Raw genomic sequence first — 18,665 nt, 5'->3', positions numbered from 1 at the left:
CCGGGCCCCCCGGGGACCCCGCGCTGGGCGCCGGCGGCCGCCGCCCCCCCGCGCGGTTCCGGGGGCGGTGGGAGCGGACGGGGTCAGTGCTTGCGGGTGGGGCCTGCGGTGCTGGCGTTGCGACGGTGGACCGCGTACGCCGTACCGGCCACCGCGGCCAGGACGAGCACGGCACCTGCGCCGATCTCGGCGGGGTCCAGGCCGGCCACGCTGCCGCCGACCCCGCCGCGCACCCCGAGGGTGGCTGCTGGGGTGGTGCCGGCGGCGGCCCTGGTGGTGCGCGTGGTGTCGGTGGTGCCGGTGGTGGGCGTCGTTCGCGTTGGCTCCGTCGGTCCCGTCGTTTCCTTGGCGCCCGTGGTGGTGCGGGGCAGGGCGTTCGCGGCGGGCCGGTCGGTGGCGGTGGACTGGGCGGTGGGCATGCTGACGCCACCGGCAATGGTGAGGTCCGCGGATCCGGTCTCGCCGTTGCAGGTGAAGGCGACGGAATATTGCGCTCCGCGGCGGGCGTCCCGGTCGATGGTGACGCGTACGGTCTGGCCGCGCGGGATGCTCACGGAGTCGAAGACCCCGGAGGAGACGGTGGCGAAGGCGGCGTCGCAGGCGGTGACCGAAAGTTCCGTGGTGCCGCCCGGTTCGACCGTGGAGGGGATGATGGCGAAGCCGAACGTGACCTTGCGCGCGGCGGGCGGCCCTCCGGCGGGATCGGTGTCCGGGCCGGTGGCGGAAGTGCTCAGGACGAGTACGGCGCCCGCGGCGGCCGTGGCGCCGGCGGCGAGCAGGGCTGTGGCGGAGCTGCGTATCGCGCCCATGTTGTCTCCGGATCCCCGAGGGGCAGCTGCGGAATGGTTTCCGCACGTGGGGGGTCGTGCACCTCGATGTCCGCCACGCTAGGTGGGTCCATCGGCACCCGCGATCAGGACCGGGCGAATGGGGCATTGTTGTCCGCCGAACCGGGGACGCGGAGCCCGGCCACCGTTTGGGCGGGGGCCGGGCGGGTGCGCACGAGGGAGGTCAGCCGCCCAGTTCCAGATGCGGGAACTGCTGGAGGAAGGGTTCGGCGGTCGCCGCGATGCCGCGGCTGAACGGGGCGTCGAAGTCCCAGATGAGGAAGAGCAGGAAGGCGATCAGCGCACTGAACAGGCCGGCCAGCACGAGCTCCCGGAAGGAGCGCCGGATCTGCAGAGCGAAGATCATGCCGACCGTGACCAGGGCCCCGATGATCAGCCCGAACCACACCACCCCGGGCATGGTGGCCCCGGCGCTCTGGGCCCGGCCGCTGCGTGCGTCGTCGGCGGCTGCGACCTGGTCGACCAGTGGCTGGTAGGCCTGTCCCTCGTGGTCGGTCTGCGGCTGGTAGTCGGTGACATCACGGCGGATACGTTCCAGCAGTTCGGTGCCCTTGTCGGTGATCCGGCCCGAGTCGGCCATCTCCTTCCATTCGGTTCCGACCACGTACGTCACGTAGGCGTCGACATCGGAGCGGATCTTCGCCCGCACCTCCGCCGGGTAGACCTGGGAGCGGATGCTGACCTCGTGCAGGGCCTGGGCCTCCTGGCGCACGTATTCCTGGGCGCCGCCCCGGGCCTCCCAGACGCCGGCGATGGCCAGGCCGAGGACGATCGCGTAGATCACGCCGATCATCATCGTCATGTACTCGATGACGTCCGGGGTTTCGTTGGGATCGTCGTCTTCGCCGATCCGCCGGTGGTTGAAGAACGCGATGGACAGGACCACGGCGCAGGCCGCGGCCATCGCGATCGACAGGACGAGCCATTCCGACAACTGAACTCCAAGAGGGCACGCAGGGAACGCAGAAGACGCCAAGGACGCAGAAGACGCAGGAGACGCGGGGAAGTCAGCGCGGGCGCAGCGCGACGATCGCGAACACCGCGGGCGCGGTGACCAACAGCGTGAAGGTCACCGGGGAAATCCGGTGCTCCACAGGCTTCTTGCGGGCCAGAGGGCGGTACGCCGGCCGGGCCACGGCCGCGGCCACGGGTGCAGGTGCGGGCGGTGGGAGCGCCACCGGCGGCGGGGTCGCCCGGTGCCGGGGCGGCGCGGGCCGCGGTGGCGGCGGGGGCGCGGGTGCCCGGTACGCCGGGGTCGGCCTGGGGGCCGGCGCGGGCGGCGGCGGAGGCTCCGGGGCAGGTTTCGGCGGGGGCTTCGGCGCGGGCTTGGGCGGTGGTGGGGGAGTGGGCTTCGGCGGCGGGGTGGGCGTGGGCTTCGGGGTCGGGGTCGGAGTGGGCTTGGGGGTTGGGGTCGGGGTGGGTTCCGGGGTCGGGGTGGGGCAGGGTGGTGGTGGCGGGGGAGGGCAGTGGGGGCGGCCGTGGTGCCCGCCGTGGTGGCCACCGTGATGTCCGCCACCATGGCCGTGTCCGTGCCCTCCGCCGCGGCCACCGTTTCCGGCGATCGCGACCACGGTGAGGGCCGTCCCGCCGGTCCCGGATTCGACGCTCGCGTAGGCACAGCTATCGGCCACGGCGGGCACCGTGGACAGCGCCGCCCACAGCAGGACTGCGACCCCCGGCAGATGCCTGGTCAAGGCTCTCTTCACCCGGCGAGCATGGGCCAGGACGCCGCCGCGCACGCCCGGAGCGGGCGGGGTTCGCCTGAACGGGCGGAGATCGGACCGTAGAGGTTTGAGCCAGCGATCGATCGCGCATCATCCTTCACCTTCCATTTCCCAAAAGGGATTTGTCGGTTTCGATCAATCCTTGCTGGGGTGGATCCTCGGGGGGCGCGAGGCGCTTTGGTGTGTGACGAAGAACGGACCGCCAATTTCCGCTTTTGCTCGCCCTGTTGGGCAATGATCAGTACATTCGGCTCGGACAGCAGTCCGACCCACCTGGACCAGACCATCGACGACATCCTGGAGGCCCCGATGGAGCGCCCCGCCTGGGCCCCGGCAGGTATCGACATATCGGTGCCGAGTGTGTCCCGCATCTACGATTACTACCTGGGCGGATCGCACAATTTCGAGGTCGACCGTCAGGCGGCCCGCCGGGCCATGGAATTCATGCCGGGCCTGCCCAAGATCATGCAGGCCAACCGGGCATTCATGCGCCGGGCCGTACGGCACGCGGTCGCCGAGGGCATCACCCAGTTCCTGGACATCGGCTCCGGCATCCCCACCTTCGGCAATGTCCACGAGGTGGCTCAGGCCGCCAGCCCCGAGGCGCGGGTCGTCTACGTCGACCACGACCCGGTGGCCGTCGCCCACAGCCAGGCCGTCCTCGCCGGAGACGACCGGTCCGCCATCGCCGCGGCCGATCTCCGCAAACCGCGGGAGATCCTGAACAGCCCCGAGGTCACCGGCCTGCTGGACCTGGACCGGCCCGTCGCCCTCCTGCTGGTCGCCGTCCTGCACTTCCTGGAAGACGCGGACGAGCCGTACGCGGCTGTCGCCGAACTGCGCGAGGCGCTCGCCCCCGGCAGCCTGCTCGTCCTCACCCACGCCTCCTACGAGGGCATCCCGCTCACCCAGGAGGTGGCCGGCGGGGTCGTGACCGTGTACAAGGACATCCGCAACCCGCTCGTCATGCGCACCGGCACCGAAATCAGCGGTTTCTTCGACGGGTTCGAGCTCCTGGAGCCGGGTCTGGTGCCGATGCCCAACTGGCGCCCGGACGGCCCGGCGGACGGCGGGCCGCAGGAAGAGGACGCGTACGCGTTCTCGGGCTTCGGCGGCGTGGGACGCAAGGCGTGAGAGTTCCGGCGCAGACCTCGGGCACGGTGCAGGCAGCCGCTCCCGTTCCCGGCGGCTCCGAGGACCGCATCGGACGGTTCGCCACCATCTGGAGCAGGGCCATCTTCCCGGTCACGGCCACCTCGCTGACCCGGCCCGAGTTCGAGCAGCACCTCCTGCCGCTCGCCCGCACCCTCGCCGAGGCCCTGCACGCCCGCCCCTTCGAACCGGCCGTCGGCCAGCGGATCGGCGCCGAACTGGTCGCCGTCCACTGCACCGACCCGGAAGCGCTGGCCGGCACCCTCGGCGTGGTCGAGGCCTATCTGGTCCTGTACTGCGGGCCGGAGGGCGCCGGCGCCGAGACCGCCGAGGAGTACCGGGCCCGCTGCGCCCGCCTCCAGCACGGGATCGCAGCCGGCTTCGCCCGGGCCCTGCGCGAGCGCACCCTCAGCGAGCAGGAGGCCATCGCCCGCTCCGCGATGACCGCCCGTACCGACGCCCAGCAGGCCCTGCACGCCAGCGAGGCCCGCTTCCGCGCGGTCTTCGAGGGCGCGGCCATCGGCATCGGCATCGCCGACCTCGAAGGCAACGTCCTGGAGGTCAACGACACCCTGCTGCGGATGTTCGGCGGCCTGGAAGGCCATGTCCGGGGGCGCAACGTCAGCGAGTGGGGACACCCCGACGACGCCCCGCACATCTGGAAGTTGTACGGCGAACTGGTCCGCGGCGAGCGCGAGCACTACCGGGTCGAGAAGCCCTACTACCGGCACGACGGCACCGTGCTCTGGACCAATCTGACGGTCTCCCTGCTGCGCGACGCCGAGGGACGTCCGCAGTACCAGCTGGCCCTGATGGAGGACACCACCGAGCGGCGCCTGCTGAACCTCCGCCTCCGCTACGAGGCCACCCACGACGCGCTCACCGGCCTGCCCAACCGGACCCTGTTCTTCGAGCGGCTGGAGAAGGCCCTGGCCGCCGCCGAGGGCACCCACTTCGCCCTCTGCTATCTGGACCTCGACGGGTTCAAGGCGGTCAACGACAGCCTCGGCCACTCGGCGGGGGACCGGCTGCTGGTGGAGGTCGCGGACCGGCTGCAGAGCTGCGCCACCGGCCCCGGCGAGGTGGTGGCCCGCCTGGGCGGCGACGAGTTCGTCGCCCTGACCACCGGCCCGGGCTCCGAACGGAAGGTCACCGACCTCGCCGTCCGCATCCTGTCCTCGCTCTCCACCCCGATCCGGCTGGAGGGCCGGGAGCTGACCGTCCGCGGCAGCATCGGCATCGTCGAGGGCATGGCGGGCGAGCGCACCCCGGCCGAGGTGCTGCGCAGCGCCGACATCACCATGTACCGGGCCAAGGCGGCGGGCGGCAACCGCTTCGAATTCGCCGACGAGGAGGCGGACGCCCGGGCCATCACCCGCCACGGCCTGACGAACGCCCTGCCGGCCGCCCTGGAGCGGGGCGAGTTCTTCATCGAGTACCAGCCGCTGGTGCACCTGCACGACGGCAGCGTGCACGGCGCGGAGGCCCTGGTCCGCTGGTCGCACCCGCAGTACGGGGTGCTCGGCCCGGACCGCTTCATCCCGCTCGCCGAACGGACCGGGCTGATCGTCCCGCTGGGCCGCTGGGTATTGGAGGAGGCAGTCCGCCAGGCCCGCAGCTGGCAGCGCGAGCACGGCGGTCCCCTGCGGATCAACGTCAACCTCTCGCCCACCCAGCTCCACCACCCCGGCCTGGTGGCCGACACGGTGGCCGTGCTGGAGAACTCCGGCCTGGCTCCCGGCGCGCTCTGCCTGGAGGTCACCGAATCCGCCCTGATAGGCGCGGACGACGAACTCCTCGAACCGCTGCGCCGGCTCGCTGCGTTGGGCGTGGACATCGCCCTCGACGATTTCGGCACCGGCTATTCGAACCTGGCCAATCTGCGCCGCCTGCCGGTGAGCGTGCTCAAGCTGGACCGCTCCTTCACCCAGAGCATGCAGCGGCTGCCGGCCGATCCCGTGGACGTGAAGATCGTGGAGGGCATCGTCGCCCTGGCCCACAGCCTCTCGCTGGCCGTCACCGTCGAGGGGGTCGAGACCGGCGCCCAGGCCGCCCAGCTCCGCGCCCTCGGCTGCGACACCGCCCAGGGCTGGTACTACGCCCGCCCGGGCTCCGCGGACCGCATCCACGCCCTGTCCCTCTCGGACGCCGTCCCCCTCGTCTGACCACCCGGCACGTCCGATCACCCCCCTGCCGGTCGTCGATGCGGTCATCCCAGCCCCGCCTCCGTCCCGATGCCGGGGGTGCGGACCGCCTCCAGGACCCGCTGCAGACGGCTGGTGGTGTCGGCCAGCAGATGGGCGGCGGCCGGCAGCCGCGCCGCCTCGTACGCCTCGAGCGGTGTCTCCCCGCTCAATGCGCGGGCCAGGGCCGCGGCGTCCTGGATGCCGGTGTTCATGCCGAGGCCTCCGGCTATCGGATGGACATGTGCCGCATCGCCGGCCAGGAAGGCCCGGCCCCGGCGCATCCGCTCGGCCATCCGGACATTGACCCGCCAGGTCGAGAGCCAGCTGGGATCGACCGGCCGGATGCCGGGCATCCGCGCGTGCCGCTCGAACAGGCGCTGGAAACCCTCCGCCGAGGGCGGCAACGGGCGCCCCTCCGCGTCGCGTTCCGGCGAGGCCTGCAACTGGAAGATCTCCGTCTGCGGTATCGGGCAGAGCATCATGGCCGCTCCGTCCGAGGTGAACCACTGGTGCCAGACATCGCGGCCGAGCCCCGGCGCCCGGACATCGCCGACCACCATGAGCCCTTCGTCTTCGGTGTGCCCTTCGAAGGCGATCCCGAGCAGGCGGCGGACCGGACTGCCGCCGCCGTCGCAGCCGGCCAGATGGCGGGCGCGCACCGTCCGGCCGTCCTCCAGGGTCGCGCTCACCCCGTCCGCGTCCTGCGTGATCGAGACGACCCGGGCGCCGTACTCGACCGCCGTGCCCAGCTCGGCCAGCCGCTCGCGCAGCACCTCCTCGATCTGCCACTGACCGATGGACAAGGTGCCCTCGACCGCGGTGTCGGCGATGTGTGCTCCGTCGAAGTACTTCCGGAAGACCAGGTCCTGATGGCCGATGGATGTGATGGCCGCGGTGATGCCCAGCTCCGCGAACACCGCCAGTCCGCCGGCGTTGAGCGTCTTGCCGCGCGACTCCCGGTGCGGTGCGTACCGCCGGTCGACGATCCGCACCCCGATGCCGCGCCGGGCCAGCTCGCAGCCGAGCGTCAGGCCGGTCGGACCGGCGCCCACGATCAGAACGTCCGTCATGGCAGTTCCCCCTCGTCTCTCACTCGATGACTCGATGACTCGATGACTCAAGGAAAGCCCCTCCGAGCCGAAAATGCAACCCGGTAACGAAATTTTTTGAGGAACAAAATTAACCCGGTCACGCTCCTGTGCTAGCCTCGGACGCATGGAGACCACCACCCCCGGGCTGCGGGAGACCAAGAAAATGCGCACCCGCCGTCATCTGGCGGCCACCGCGCTGGAGCTGTTCCTCGAGCGCGGCTTCGAGGCCGTCTCGGTGGCGGACGTCGCCGTCGCGGCGGAGGTCTCCAAGCCGACCCTCTTCCGCTACTTCCCGACCAAGGAGGACCTGCTCCTGGACCGGTTCGCCGACCACCAGGACGAGGCCGCCCGCATCGTCCGCGACCGCCCCGAGGGCGTCGACCCCGTCCAGGCCCTGCACCGGCACTTCCTCGAGGCCCTCGGCAACCGCGATCCGATCACCGGCCTGAACGACATTCCGGACGTCATCTCCTTCCAGCGCCTCGTGTACTCCTCGCCGGGCCTGGCCTCCCGCCTCACGCACTACACCGCTCGCGAGGTCGAACTCCTCGCCGAGGTCCTGCAGGCCGAGTACGACAACCCCTTCGCCGCCCGGCTCGCGGCCTGCCACATGGTGACGACCCGGCAGGAGCTCGGCAGGCAGAACTTTCGCCGGATAGCCGCCGGCCGCAGCGCCGACGAATGCCACCCCGAGGCGGTCGCCGACGCCGACCGGGCCTTCGGGATGCTCGCCGACGGGCTGTGACCGGGGCTGCGGGGGCGTTCACCCGGTCGCCGTGCGGGGGTGCGCAGCCGCACCTAGCCTGATACGGGGGCGCTGTCCTCGTCTGGCAGGAGGCTGCCGTGAGCCATACGCATCCGCAGAAGAGTCGTCTCACGGTGTCGGTGTGCCGCAGGGCGTGCGTGGGGCTCGCCGCGGCAGGGCTGTTGGCCGTACCAGTGGCCGTACCGGTGTCCGGTGCTGCCACGTACGCCGCGCAGCCCACCCCGCAGCCGACCGCCACCGCGCAGCCCTCTCCCGCCGGCGACTTCCCGGTGCTCGACGACGCGGTGAAGGCCAAGCTGGACGCGGCGGTCCGGGACGTGATGAAGAAGGCCGCGGTCCCCGGCGTCGTCGTGGGGCTCTGGGCCCCCGGCAAGGGCGCGTATGTACGGGCCTTCGGCGTGGCCGACAAGCTCACCGGCGCGCCGATGACGCCGAACGTGTACCAGCGGATCGGCAGCGAGACCAAGATGTTCACCGTGACGGCCCTGCTCCAGCTCGCCGAGCAGGGCAAGGTCGGCCTGGACGACCCCATAGGCAAGTACATTGCCGACGTTCCCAACGGGGACCGGGTCACCCTGCGACAACTGGCGGGCATGCGCAGCGGACTGCTCAGCTACACCCAGACCGACTCCTTCTTCAAGGCGCTGACCAGCGACCCGCAGGGCTCCTTCACCCCGCAGCAACTGCTCGGCTACGCCTTCGACGCGCCCAAGCCGGTGCTGTTCGAGCCCGGCACGGAGTTCAACTACTCCAACACCAACCTGATCCTGCTCGGCCTGGTGGTCGAGAAGATCTCCGGTCAGCCCCTGGGCGCCTATATCCGCGACCACATCCTGAACCCCGCCGGGATGAGCCGGACCAGCTTCCCGCAGGGTGCGGAGTTCCCGGCCCCGCACGCCCAGGGCTACACCAACCAGACCGCCTCCGGGAAGACCGAGGACGCCACCGACTGGAACCCCTCCTGGGGCTGGGCGGCCGGCGCCATGATCTCCGACCTGCGCGACCTGCGGAGCTGGGGGAAGACCGTGGCCACCGGAGTCTTCCCGGACGGCAAGCGGATGATCAGCCCCGAGATGCAGAAGCAGCGGCTCACCACCCCGCCCACCGTCATCCCCGGCGCCGGATACGGGCTGGGCATCTTCGACGTACAGGGCTGGATCGGCCACAACGGCTCGCTGCCGGGCTACCAGACGATCACCATGTACCTGCCCGAGGAGCAGGCCACCCTGGTGGTGATGCTCAACACCGACATCTCGTACGGGCCGCAGCAGGAGGAGCCGAGCACCCTCTTCGGGCAGGCGATCACCCAGATCGTCACCCCGGACCACGTGTACAACCTGCCGCCGGCAGTCCAGCAGGGCACCAAGCCCCCGTCGTCCCCGCCCCCCGCCTCACCCGCCTCCTGACCCGGCCAGCAGCATCCGCTTCAGTTCGCGCGCCGCACGCGGCGGGCCCACGTCCGTGCGGTGCGCGAGCGCGATCGTGCGCTGCAGCGGTGACCCGGCCAGCCCGGTCACCCGCACCCCCGGCCCGGCGTGCTCGCCCACCATCGCCGGGACCACCGCGAGCCCGAGCCCGGCCCGTACGAAGCCCAGGACCGCGTCCATCTCGCCGCCCTCCACCGTGAACACCGGCTCGAAGCCTTCCGCCCGGCAGGCGGCCACGGTCAGTTCCCGCAGGTCGTAGCCGTGCCGGAACATCACCATCGGCTCGTCCCGCAGACCGCCGATGGTGAGCGGCCCGCCGCCGCCCGGCGGCGGCAGGGCGGCGGAGGAGATCACCACCAGGTCCTCCGTCAGCAGTTCCACGGTGGTCAGGGCGGGTGCGGCCGGCGGCAGCGGCAGGGCGATCAGAGCCAGGTCCAGCGCCCCGCGGGCGAGCTCCCGCACCAGATCGTGGGACCCGCTCTCCTCGATCAGCAGCTGGATCCCCGGATGCGCGGAGTGATAGGCCCGCAGCACCCCCGGCAGCAGCCCGGTGCACAGGCTCGGAGTGGCCCCCAGCCGCACCCGCCCGCGCTGCAACTGCGCCAGTTCCTGTACTTCCAGCCGTGCCGTGTCGGCATCCGCGAGGATCCGCCGGGCCAGCGGCAGCAACGCCTCACCGGCATCCGTCAGCTGGACGTTCCCCCGGGCCCGGCTGAACAGCTCCGCGCCGAGCTCCCGCTCCAGCGCCTTGATCTGCTGCGACAGGGAGGGCTGGGCCACGTGTACGCGCTCGGCGGCACGGGTGAAGTGGCGGGTTTCGGCGACGGCCACGAAATACACCAGCTGCTGGAACTGCATGAAAACCAGCATAGGCACCAGCATAGATATTGCCTATCAAGATGACCGTCATCATGTCTTGGACCTTTCGGGCCCTCCGTCCCTACCGTCGAAGACATGGCTCTGGCAACGCGAACGCCTCCCTCCCTCTGGAACTCCACCCTCGGCAAGAAGACCGTGATGGCGGTGTCCGGGCTGATCATGCTCGGCTACCTGGTCGTGCACATGCTCGGCAACCTGAAGATCTTCTTCGGCCCGGACGAGTTCAACGCCTACGGCCGCTGGCTGCGGCACATGGGGGAGCCCTTCCTGCACAGCCACTGGGGGCTGTGGACCGCCCGGGTGGTCCTGCTCGCCGCCGTGATCGCCCACGGGGTCTCGGCGTACCAGCTCAGCCGCCGTGACATCAAGGCCCGCCCGGTGAAGTACGCGCACAAGCGCCGCCGCGCGAGCTATGCGACCCGCACCATGCGCTGGGGCGGGGTGATCCTCGGGCTCTTCATCGTCTGGCACATCCTCGACCTGACCACCCTCACCGTGAACGAGCGGGCCCTGGAGGGCCATCCGTACGAGAACGTGGTCGCCTCCTTCTCCACCTGGTACGGCAACACGATCTACCTCACCGCGATGGCCGCCATGGGCCTGCACGTCCGGCACGGCTTCTGGAGCGCCGCCCAGACCCTCGGCGCCGGCAACGCCCGCCGCGACAAGCTGCTCAAGACCCTGGCCAACCTGCTGGCCCTCGTTCTCACCGCGGGCTTCGTCTCCGTCCCCATCGCCGTCATGACCGGACTGGTGAACTGACCATGAACACCCACGCCAAGCACGCCAAGTACGCCGACTACGCCACCGGCGCGCCCCTCGCCGACACCAAGGCCCCCGAAGGGCCGATCGCCGACCGCTGGGACCGCCGCCGCTTCGAGGCCAAACTGGTCAACCCCGCCAACCGGCGCAAGCACTCCGTGATCGTCGTCGGCACCGGCCTGGCCGGCGGCGCCGCCGGCGCCACCCTCGCCGAACAGGGCTACCACGTGGTCCAGTTCTGCTTCTCCGACTCGCCCCGTCGCGCCCACTCCATCGCCGCGCAGGGCGGCATCAACGCGGCCAAGAACTACCGGAACGACGGCGACTCCATCCACCGCCTCTTCTACGACACCGTCAAGGGCGGCGACTTCCGCGCCCGCGAGTCCAACGTCCACCGCCTCGCCCAGATATCCGTCGAGATCATCGACCAGTGCGTGGCCCAGGGCGTCCCCTTCGCCCGCGAATACGGCGGCCTCCTCGACACCCGCTCCTTCGGCGGGGTCCAGGTCTCCCGCACCTTCTACGCCCGCGGCCAGACCGGCCAGCAGCTCCTCCTCGGCGCCTACCAGGCGCTGTCCCGGCAGATCGCCGCCGGCAACGTCGAGATGCACGCGCGCACCGAGATGCTCGACCTGATCGTCGTCGACGGCCGGGCCCGCGGCATCGTCGCCCGCGACCTGGTCACCGGCGAGATCACCCCGTACTTCGCGGACGCCGTCGTCCTCGCCTCCGGCGGCTACGGCAACGTCTTCTACCTCTCCACCAACGCCATGAACTCCAACGCGACCGCCGTCTGGCGGGCGCACCGGCGCGGCGCGTACTTCGGCAACCCCTGCTTCACCCAGATCCACCCCACCTGCATCCCGCGCACCGGCGACCACCAGTCCAAGCTGACCCTGATGAGCGAGTCGCTGCGCAACGACGGCCGCATCTGGGTCCCCAAGGCCAAAGACGACACCCGCCCCGCCCACGAGATCCCCGAGGAGGAGCGCGACTACTACCTGGAGCGCATCTACCCCTCCTTCGGCAACCTCGTCCCCCGCGACATCGCCTCCCGCGCCGCCAAGAACGTCTGCGACGAGGGCCGCGGCGTCGGCCCCGGCGGCCAGGGCGTCTACCTGGACTTCGCCGATGCCATCCGGCGCATGGGCAGGGACAAGGTCGCCGAGAAGTACGGCAACCTCTTCGACATGTACGAGCGGATCACCGCGGAGAACCCGTACGAGGTCCCGATGCGGATCTATCCCGCCGTGCACTACACGATGGGCGGCCTCTGGGTCGACTACGACCTCCAGACCACCGTCCCCGGCCTGTTCGCCATCGGCGAGGCCAACTTCTCCGACCACGGGGCCAACCGCCTCGGCGCCTCCGCGCTCATGCAGGGCCTGGCCGACGGCTACTTCGTCCTCCCCTCCACCATCAACGACTACCTCGCCCGCCACCCGCACCACGACACCGTCGACGCCGGCCACCCCGAAGCGCAGGCCGTCGTGGACGAGACCCGCGCGCGCATCGAGCGGCTGCTCGCCGTGGACGGCGACCGGACCCCCGACTCCTTCCACCGCGAGATCGGCGAGCTGATGTGGGAGTACTGCGGTATGGCCCGCACCGACGCCGGGCTGCGCAAGGCCCTGGCCCGCATCCCCGAGATCCGCGAGGAGTTCTGGCGCCGGATCAAGGTCCCGGGCCGCGGCGAAGAGTTCAACCAGTCACTGGAGAAGGCCAACCGCATCGTCGACTACCTCGAGCTCGCCGAGCTCATGTGCCTCGACGCCCTGCACCGCGCGGAATCCTGCGGCGGCCACTTCCGCGAGGAGTCCCAGACCCCGGACGGCGAGGCCGCCCGCCGGGACGAGGAGTTCGGCTACGCCGCCGCCTGGGAGTTCACAAGTACGGGCTCTGCGCCCGTCCTCCACAAGGAAACCCTGGTCTTCGAGTACGTCCACCCCACCCAGCGGAGCTACGCATGAAGCTCAACCTGCGCGTCTGGCGGCAGCCCGACGCCGACGCCCCCGGCAGCATGGTCACCTACCAGGTCGAGGACATCTCCGCAGACATGTCCTTCCTGGAGATGCTCGACACCCTTAATGAGGACCTCATCCTGCGCGGCGAGGACCCGGTCGCCTTCGACCACGACTGCCGCGAGGGCATCTGCGGAGCCTGCAGCCTGGTGATCAACGGGGACGCCCACGGCCCCGAGCGGACCACCACCTGCCAGCTGCACATGCGCTCCTTCGCCGACGGCGACACCATCGACGTCGAGCCCTGGCGGGCCGCGGCCTTCCCGGTGGTCAAGGACCTGGTCGTGGACCGGACGGCCTTCGACCGGATCATCCAGGCCGGCGGCTACATCACCGCCCCGACCGGCTCGGCCCCCGAGGCCCACGCCACCGCCGTGCCCAAGGCGGACGCCGACACCGCCTTTGAACACGCCGAGTGCATCGGCTGCGGGGCCTGCGTGGCGGCCTGCCCGAACGGCTCGGCGATGCTGTTCACCTCCGCCAAGGTCAACCACCTCAACGTGCTGCCGCAGGGTGCGCCCGAGCGCGAGTCCCGCGTGCTGGACATGGTGGCAACCATGGACGCGGAGGGCTTCGGCGGCTGTACCCTCACCGGTGAATGCGCCACGGCCTGCCCCAAGGGCATCCCGCTGCCGTCCATCGCCGCAATGAACCGGGAGTGGCTGCGCGCCGTACGCAAGGGCGGCGGTAGATCGGTACCGCCACTTGCGTGAATCATGAACGGAAGGAATGGTGGGGGTGAACACGGCATCCGCCCCTGCCAGGTCCCGTCACCTCGGGTGCCCAGCAACTGGCACGTACCCATGAGGTGACCGATGCGAGGCATGACCCGCCTGCCGCTGCCGAAGAAGCTCCGTCGTGTGGCGCGGGCGGTCCTGCGCCGGACCCCGGTGGCCGGCGCCGTCCTCCGGCCCGCCGTACCGGCCCAGCCCGCCGCGGACCAGCGGGAACGGCTCACCGACCCGGCCGATGCCGCGCCCGCGCCGCCGAAGAGCCGCGAGGACGAGCTGCTGGAGGCACTGCCCGGCGTGATCCGCCACCGCGGCCGGCTCGCCCGGGTCCGCGACGACCTGCTGCCCGGCGCCGCCCGCGACGACAACCTGCGCGCCGCCGCCGAGGTCCTGGAGGCGGCCGGACTCTCCTACGGCCTGGTACCGGACGGCGGCCTGCTGCACCGCGTCGCGGTCGCCCCCGGCGACCGGGAGCCGGCGCTCAAGGCCTGGGCCGAGGCGTTCACCGGCCTGCCGGTGTACGCGCAGCTCCTCGGCGACGAGGGGGAGCTCGGGAACGTCCTGGCGGAACGCCTCGCGGAGGCGGTCGCGGAGGCCGAAAGCCGGCCCGAAGAAGCCGGGGAGGCCGCCGGCGACTCCGACCAGGCGCCTTCCGTACGCGTCAAGGGACTCCGGCTCTACCAGCCCACCATCACCACCGGCCGCACCCTGTACTACGGCTCCGACCACGGCTGCGAGCTGGAGTTCTGGGACCCGGACGGCGACGGCACCGGCGGCATCGCCGCCCTCCGCGAGACCCCCTACGGCTGGTGGGTGCCCTCCCTGAAGGCCACCGCCACCACCCGCGTCGCAGACCGCGACTACCCGGTCGTCGACGCCTTCGCCCGCAGCTTCGCCTCCGACGTCGACTTCCCCGTCGATGCCGTGATCACCTGGGTGGACGCCGCCGACCCCGAATGGAACCGGCGCCGGCAGCAGGCCCGCGCGGCCCTGGACGGCAACGGCAGCGGCAAGGACAACACCACCCCCGTCGACGACGCCGACCACCGCTACCGCGACCGCGGCGAGCTGCGCTACTGCCTGCGCGCCATCGCCGCCTACGCGCCCTGGATCCGCCGGATCTTCCTGGTCACCGACAACCCCACCCCCGACTGGCTGCTCACCGACCACCCCGCCCTCACCGTGGTGCGCCACGAGGAGCTCTTCGCCGACCCGGCCGCCCTCCCCGTTTTCAACTCGCACGCCATCGAAAGCCAGCTGCACCGCATCCCCGGGCTGGCCGAGCACTTCCTCTACTTCAACGACGACATCTTCATAGGCCGCCCCCAGCAGCCCGGCACCTACTTCCTCCCCTCCGGACTGCCCAAGGTCATCCACGACTGGCGGGCCATCCCGCCGGACGTGCAGGGCGCCGAGGACGACGTCTACACCGCCTCGCAGAAGGCCACCCGGCAGGCGGTGGAAGAAGCCGCGGGCCGTACGTACGTCCGCATCCTGGCCCACACCCCGTACGCGCTGAGCCGCTCCCTGTGCACCGACGCGGAGGAGCGCTTCCCCGAGCAGCTCGCCGCCACCAGCCGCTCCGCCTTCCGCAGCGCCACCGACCTGGCCCCGGTCACCCTGGCCGTGCACCTCGGCCTGGCCACCGGCCGCGCCGTGGAGGGCGACCTCGCCCACGAGTACTTCGGCACCGGCTGGAAGGACGACATCCACCGGCTCCCGGACCTGGTCCACCACCGCTGGGCCGATGCCTTCTGCCTCGCCGACGATGCCGGGGACGAGCTGACCCCGGCCGAGCAGCAGCGGGCCGTGGCCGCCTTCCTGGAGGCGTACTACCCGGTGCCCTCGCCGTACGAGCAGCCGGACGACCGGGCCGGGGCTGCCGGGGCCGCAAGGACCGCCGGGGCCGGGCCGGGTGCGCCGATCGGCTGACCGGCACCCCGTACGACGTGCCGCGCCCCGAGGGGCTCCCGGGCATGGGCGACAGTGTGGCCCATGGCAGACGCATCCTCCCCGGCCGGCCCCCGGCGCCGCACCGTGCTGGCCGCGCTCGCCCCACTGGCCGCCGGGCTGTCCGGTTGCTCTTCCGCAGCGGACCCCGCCGCCCGCGGGCCGGCGGCCGGTCCGCCGCAGCCGGGTGCCAAGGACACCCTGATCATGCTGATCCGGCACGCGGAGAAGCCGTACGCCGGTGACACCGGCGAGGACGAGGAAGGCAACGACGACCCCGGATCGCTGGCCGGCCGCGGGCACCGCCGCGCGGAGGAACTGCACCGGCTGTTCGCACCGGACCGCGGGGCCCTGCTGCCCCGGCCGGCCGCCGTCTTCGCCCCGGCCGGTCCGATCGCCCGGTCCCGGCAGACCGTGGCCGGCCTGGCCGAGGCGCTGGGCCTGCCGGTCCGTGCGCAGATCCCGGCCGGCAAGGAGGCGGCCCTGGCCCGCGCCGCCCTGGCTGCACCCGCACCGGTCCTGATCTGCTGGGAACACACCGGCGTCCCCCGGCTGATCCACGCACTGGGCGCGGACCGGGTGCCGTCCGTCCCGGCCGGCTGGCCGGACCGCCACGACCTGGTATGGCTGTTCACCCGCCGCCGCGGCGAATGGACCTTCCGCGAACTGGGCCAACGCCTCCTCCCCGGCGACGCGTAGGGGGTGTCCGGTTACAGCGCGCGGGCGAGGTATTCGGCCGTGCGGCTGCCGGGGGTGCGGGCCACTTCGGCCGGAGGGCCGCAAGCCACCACCCGGCCGCCTGCCGTGCCGCCGCCGGGGCCCAGGTCGATCACCCAGTCCGCACTCGCGACCACCGCCATGTCGTGCTCCACGACCACCACGGTGTGCCCGCCGTCGACCAGCCCGTGCAGCTGCCGCAGCAGCACCTGCACATCCGCCGGGTGCAGCCCGGTGGTCGGCTCGTCCAGCAGGTACAGGGTGTGGTCCCGGCGCAGCCGCTGCAGTTCCGTCGCCAGCTTGATCCGCTGCGCCTCGCCGCCCGACAGCTCGGTGGCCGGCTGGCCCAGCCGCAGATAGCCGAGGCCGATGTCCGCCAGCGCCCGCAGGCTGCGCGCCGCCGCCGGGATGTCTGCGAAGAACTCCGCGGCCGACTCCACGGTCAGCCCCAGCACCTCGGCGATGTTCAGGCCCCGGTGCCGTACCCGCAGGGTCTCCGCGTTGTAGCGGGCGCCCGCGCACTCCGGGCACGGGGCGTACGTACTGGGCAGGAACAGCAGCTCCACCGAGATGAAACCCTCGCCCTGGCAGGTTTCGCACCGCCCGCCCGCCACGTTGAAGGAGAACCGGCCGGCCTTCCAGCCGCGGGCCCGGGCCTCCTCGCTCGCCGTGAACAGCTTGCGGACGACATCGAACAGGCCCGTGTAGGTGGCCAGATTGGACCGCGGGGTCCGGCCGATCGGCTTCTGGTCCACCTCCACCAGCCGCCGTACGGGAAACCCCGCGCCCCCGTCCCCGCCGGCGATCCGCCCGGCCGCCGCCTCCGCGAGCACGCTCCCCACCAGCGTGGACTTCCCCGACCCCGAGACCCCGGTGACCGCCGTGAACACCCCGAGGGGGAACTCCGCGGACAGGTCCCGCAGATTGTTCCGGTGCACCCCGGACACCCGCAGCGACCCGGACGGACTGCGCACCGGCCGCCCCGCCCCGGCAGCGGCCGGCGGCGCGAACAGATGGCGGGCGGTGGCAGACTCCGCCAGGCCAGCGAGCGCCGCCGGCGGCCCGCTGTGCAGCACCCGCCCGCCGTGCTCCCCGGCCAGCGGCCCCACGTCCACCAGCCAGTCCGCGTGCCGCACCACGTCCAGGTGGTGCTCCACCACGAACACCGTGTTCCCAGCGTCCTTCAGCCGGTCGAGGACCCCGAGCAGCGCCTCGGTGTCTGCCGGATGCAGGCCTGCCGAGGGTTCGTCCAGTACGTACACCACCCCGAACAGCCCGGACCGCAGCTGGGTGGCCAGCCGCAGCCGCTGGAGCTCGCCGGCCGACAGGCTCGGCGCGGTCCGGTCCAGGCTCAGATAGCCCAGGCCCAGCTCGGTGACCGGGCGGATCCGGGAGCGCAGGTCCGCGGTGAGCACCCGGGCGGCCTCGCCGCTGCCCGGCCCCTCCTCCACCGGCACGCCCTTCAGTACCTCGTCCAGCTCGGTCAGCGGCAGCGCCGCCAGCTCGGCGATGGTGCGGCCCCCGAAGGTCACCGCGAGTGCCTCGGCCCGCAGTCGGCTGCCCCGGCACACCGGGCACGGCGCGTCCATGAGGAATCGTTCCGCCCGCGCCCGCAGGCCGGCACTCTTGCTGTCGGCGAAGGTCCGCATCACCCAGCGGTGGGCGCTCATATAGGTGCCCTGGTAAGGGCGTTGGATCCGGTCGGCATCGCGCACCGGATGCACGGTCACCACCGGCTGCTCCTCGGTGAACAGGATCCACTCCCGCTCCTCGGCCGGCAGTTCCCGCCACGGCCGGTCCACATCGTGGCCGAGCGCCTCGAGGATGTCCCGCAGGTTCTTCCCCTGCCAGGCCCCGGGCCAGGCTGCGATGGCACCCTGGCGGATCGTCAGCCCCGGGTCGGGCACCAGCAGTTCCTCGCGGGTGCGGTGGATCCGTCCGAGGCCGTGGCATTCGGGGCAGGCCCCGGCGGCCGTGTTTGGCGAGAAGGCGTCCGAGTCGAGCCGCTCGGCCCCGGGCGGGTAGTGGCCGGCCCGGGAGAACAGCATCCGCAGCGAGTTGGAGAGCAGGGTGACGGTGCCCACCGAGGACCGCGATCCGGGCGCGGACCGCCGCTGCTCCAGCGAGACGGCGGGCGGCAGCCCGGTGATCGAGTCCACCTTCGGCGCCCCGATCTGGTGGATCAGCCGCCGGGCGTACGGCGCCACCGACTCGAAGTAGCGGCGCTGGGCTTCCGCGTAGACGGTCCCGAAGGCGAGGGAGGACTTGCCGGATCCGGAGACTCCGGTGAACACGGTCAGCGCGTCGCGCGGAATGTCCACGTCGACCCCGCGCAGATTGTGCTCCCGGGCGCCCCGGACGCGGATGTATGCGTCGGTGTCGGTGGGCTGGTGCATTCGCCCCAGTTTAGG

At 71.9% G+C, this 18,665-nt stretch carries 15 protein-coding genes; 9 read left to right on the top strand and 6 right to left on the bottom strand.

The window, feature by feature from the left end; genetic code table 11:
- Positions 1-83: 83 nt before the first annotated feature.
- The 3 genes from ABT123_RS31645 to ABT123_RS31635 all read right to left on the bottom strand — a co-directional run bounded on the left by ABT123_RS31645 (position 84) and on the right by ABT123_RS31635 (position 2,026).
- Positions 84-809: a hypothetical protein gene (locus tag ABT123_RS31645; protein WP_351320944.1), complete on the bottom strand. Its 726-nt coding sequence runs from the start codon at positions 807-809 to the stop codon at positions 84-86.
- A 202-nt stretch (positions 810-1,011) separates the two neighbouring features.
- Positions 1,012-1,782, bottom strand: a complete 771-nt coding sequence (locus ABT123_RS31640; RefSeq protein WP_351320942.1) for a bestrophin-like domain — start codon at positions 1,780-1,782, stop codon at positions 1,012-1,014.
- A gap of 73 nt (positions 1,783-1,855) precedes the next feature.
- Positions 1,856-2,026: a hypothetical protein gene (locus ABT123_RS31635; protein ID WP_351320940.1), complete on the bottom strand. Its 171-nt coding sequence runs from the start codon at positions 2,024-2,026 to the stop codon at positions 1,856-1,858.
- Positions 2,027-2,881: 855 nt separating this feature from the next.
- Here ABT123_RS31635 and ABT123_RS31630 point away from each other — a divergent pair.
- Together ABT123_RS31630 and ABT123_RS31625 are read left to right on the top strand one after the other, a co-directional pair.
- On the top strand, positions 2,882-3,706 hold the full coding sequence (locus tag ABT123_RS31630) for an SAM-dependent methyltransferase (protein WP_351320957.1): 825 nt from the start codon (positions 2,882-2,884) through the stop codon (positions 3,704-3,706).
- Entirely contained in the window at positions 3,703-5,889 is a 2,187-nt protein-coding gene (locus ABT123_RS31625) for a putative bifunctional diguanylate cyclase/phosphodiesterase (RefSeq protein ID WP_351320938.1), read from the top strand. The genes ABT123_RS31630 and ABT123_RS31625 overlap by 4 nt, the downstream gene beginning before the upstream one ends.
- 44 nt (positions 5,890-5,933) lie before the next feature.
- Here the strand turns inward: ABT123_RS31625 and ABT123_RS31620 are convergent, their stop codons facing one another.
- Positions 5,934-6,980, bottom strand: coding sequence for an FAD-dependent monooxygenase (locus ABT123_RS31620; protein WP_351320936.1), 1,047 nt, complete (start codon positions 6,978-6,980; stop codon positions 5,934-5,936).
- 145 nt (positions 6,981-7,125) lie between these two features.
- On the opposite strand from ABT123_RS31620, the gene ABT123_RS31615 reads away from it, so the two are divergent.
- Positions 7,126-7,746 (top strand): TetR/AcrR family transcriptional regulator, encoded by a 621-nt coding sequence (locus ABT123_RS31615; protein ID WP_351320934.1) that lies wholly within the window; start codon positions 7,126-7,128, stop codon positions 7,744-7,746.
- Positions 7,747-7,844: 98 nt separating this feature from the next.
- Positions 7,845-9,173: a serine hydrolase domain-containing protein gene (locus ABT123_RS31610; protein WP_351320932.1), complete on the top strand. Its 1,329-nt coding sequence runs from the start codon at positions 7,845-7,847 to the stop codon at positions 9,171-9,173.
- Here ABT123_RS31610 and ABT123_RS31605 read toward each other — a convergent pair.
- Complete coding sequence (locus ABT123_RS31605) at positions 9,159-10,052, bottom strand: LysR family transcriptional regulator (protein WP_351320955.1); 894 nt, start codon at positions 10,050-10,052, stop codon at positions 9,159-9,161. The two genes, ABT123_RS31610 and ABT123_RS31605, sit on opposite strands and share 15 nt — an antisense overlap.
- Before the next feature lie 96 nt (positions 10,053-10,148).
- Here ABT123_RS31605 and ABT123_RS31600 point away from each other — a divergent pair, with 96 nt between their 5' ends.
- From ABT123_RS31600 to ABT123_RS31580, 5 genes are all read left to right on the top strand, one after another.
- Positions 10,149-10,835: a succinate dehydrogenase cytochrome b subunit gene (locus tag ABT123_RS31600; RefSeq protein ID WP_351320930.1), complete on the top strand. Its 687-nt coding sequence runs from the start codon at positions 10,149-10,151 to the stop codon at positions 10,833-10,835.
- A gap of 2 nt (positions 10,836-10,837) precedes the next feature.
- Complete coding sequence (locus ABT123_RS31595) at positions 10,838-12,805, top strand: fumarate reductase/succinate dehydrogenase flavoprotein subunit (protein ID WP_351320928.1); 1,968 nt, start codon at positions 10,838-10,840, stop codon at positions 12,803-12,805.
- Positions 12,802-13,569, top strand: a complete 768-nt coding sequence (locus ABT123_RS31590; protein WP_351320926.1) for a succinate dehydrogenase/fumarate reductase iron-sulfur subunit — start codon at positions 12,802-12,804, stop codon at positions 13,567-13,569. Before ABT123_RS31595 ends, ABT123_RS31590 begins: the two co-directional genes overlap by 4 nt.
- Before the next feature lie 111 nt (positions 13,570-13,680).
- Positions 13,681-15,519 carry a stealth family protein gene (locus ABT123_RS31585; protein ID WP_351320924.1) on the top strand — a complete coding sequence of 613 codons (1,839 nt, stop codon included), beginning with the start codon at positions 13,681-13,683 and terminating at the stop codon, positions 15,517-15,519.
- 63 nt (positions 15,520-15,582) lie between these two features.
- Positions 15,583-16,236, top strand: a complete 654-nt coding sequence (locus tag ABT123_RS31580) for a hypothetical protein (protein ID WP_351320922.1) — start codon at positions 15,583-15,585, stop codon at positions 16,234-16,236.
- 11 nt (positions 16,237-16,247) lie between these two features.
- On the opposite strand, the gene ABT123_RS31575 is transcribed toward ABT123_RS31580, so the two are convergent.
- Positions 16,248-18,650 carry an excinuclease ABC subunit UvrA gene (locus ABT123_RS31575; RefSeq protein WP_351320920.1) on the bottom strand — a complete coding sequence of 801 codons (2,403 nt, stop codon included), beginning with the start codon at positions 18,648-18,650 and terminating at the stop codon, positions 16,248-16,250.
- Positions 18,651-18,665: the final 15 nt, after the last annotated feature.

This window comes from Streptomyces sp. NPDC002054 (assembly GCF_040296685.1).
Classification (GTDB): Bacteria; Actinomycetota; Actinomycetes; order Streptomycetales; family Streptomycetaceae; genus Streptomyces.
This window is presented reverse-complemented; position numbering and strand designations above follow the sequence as displayed.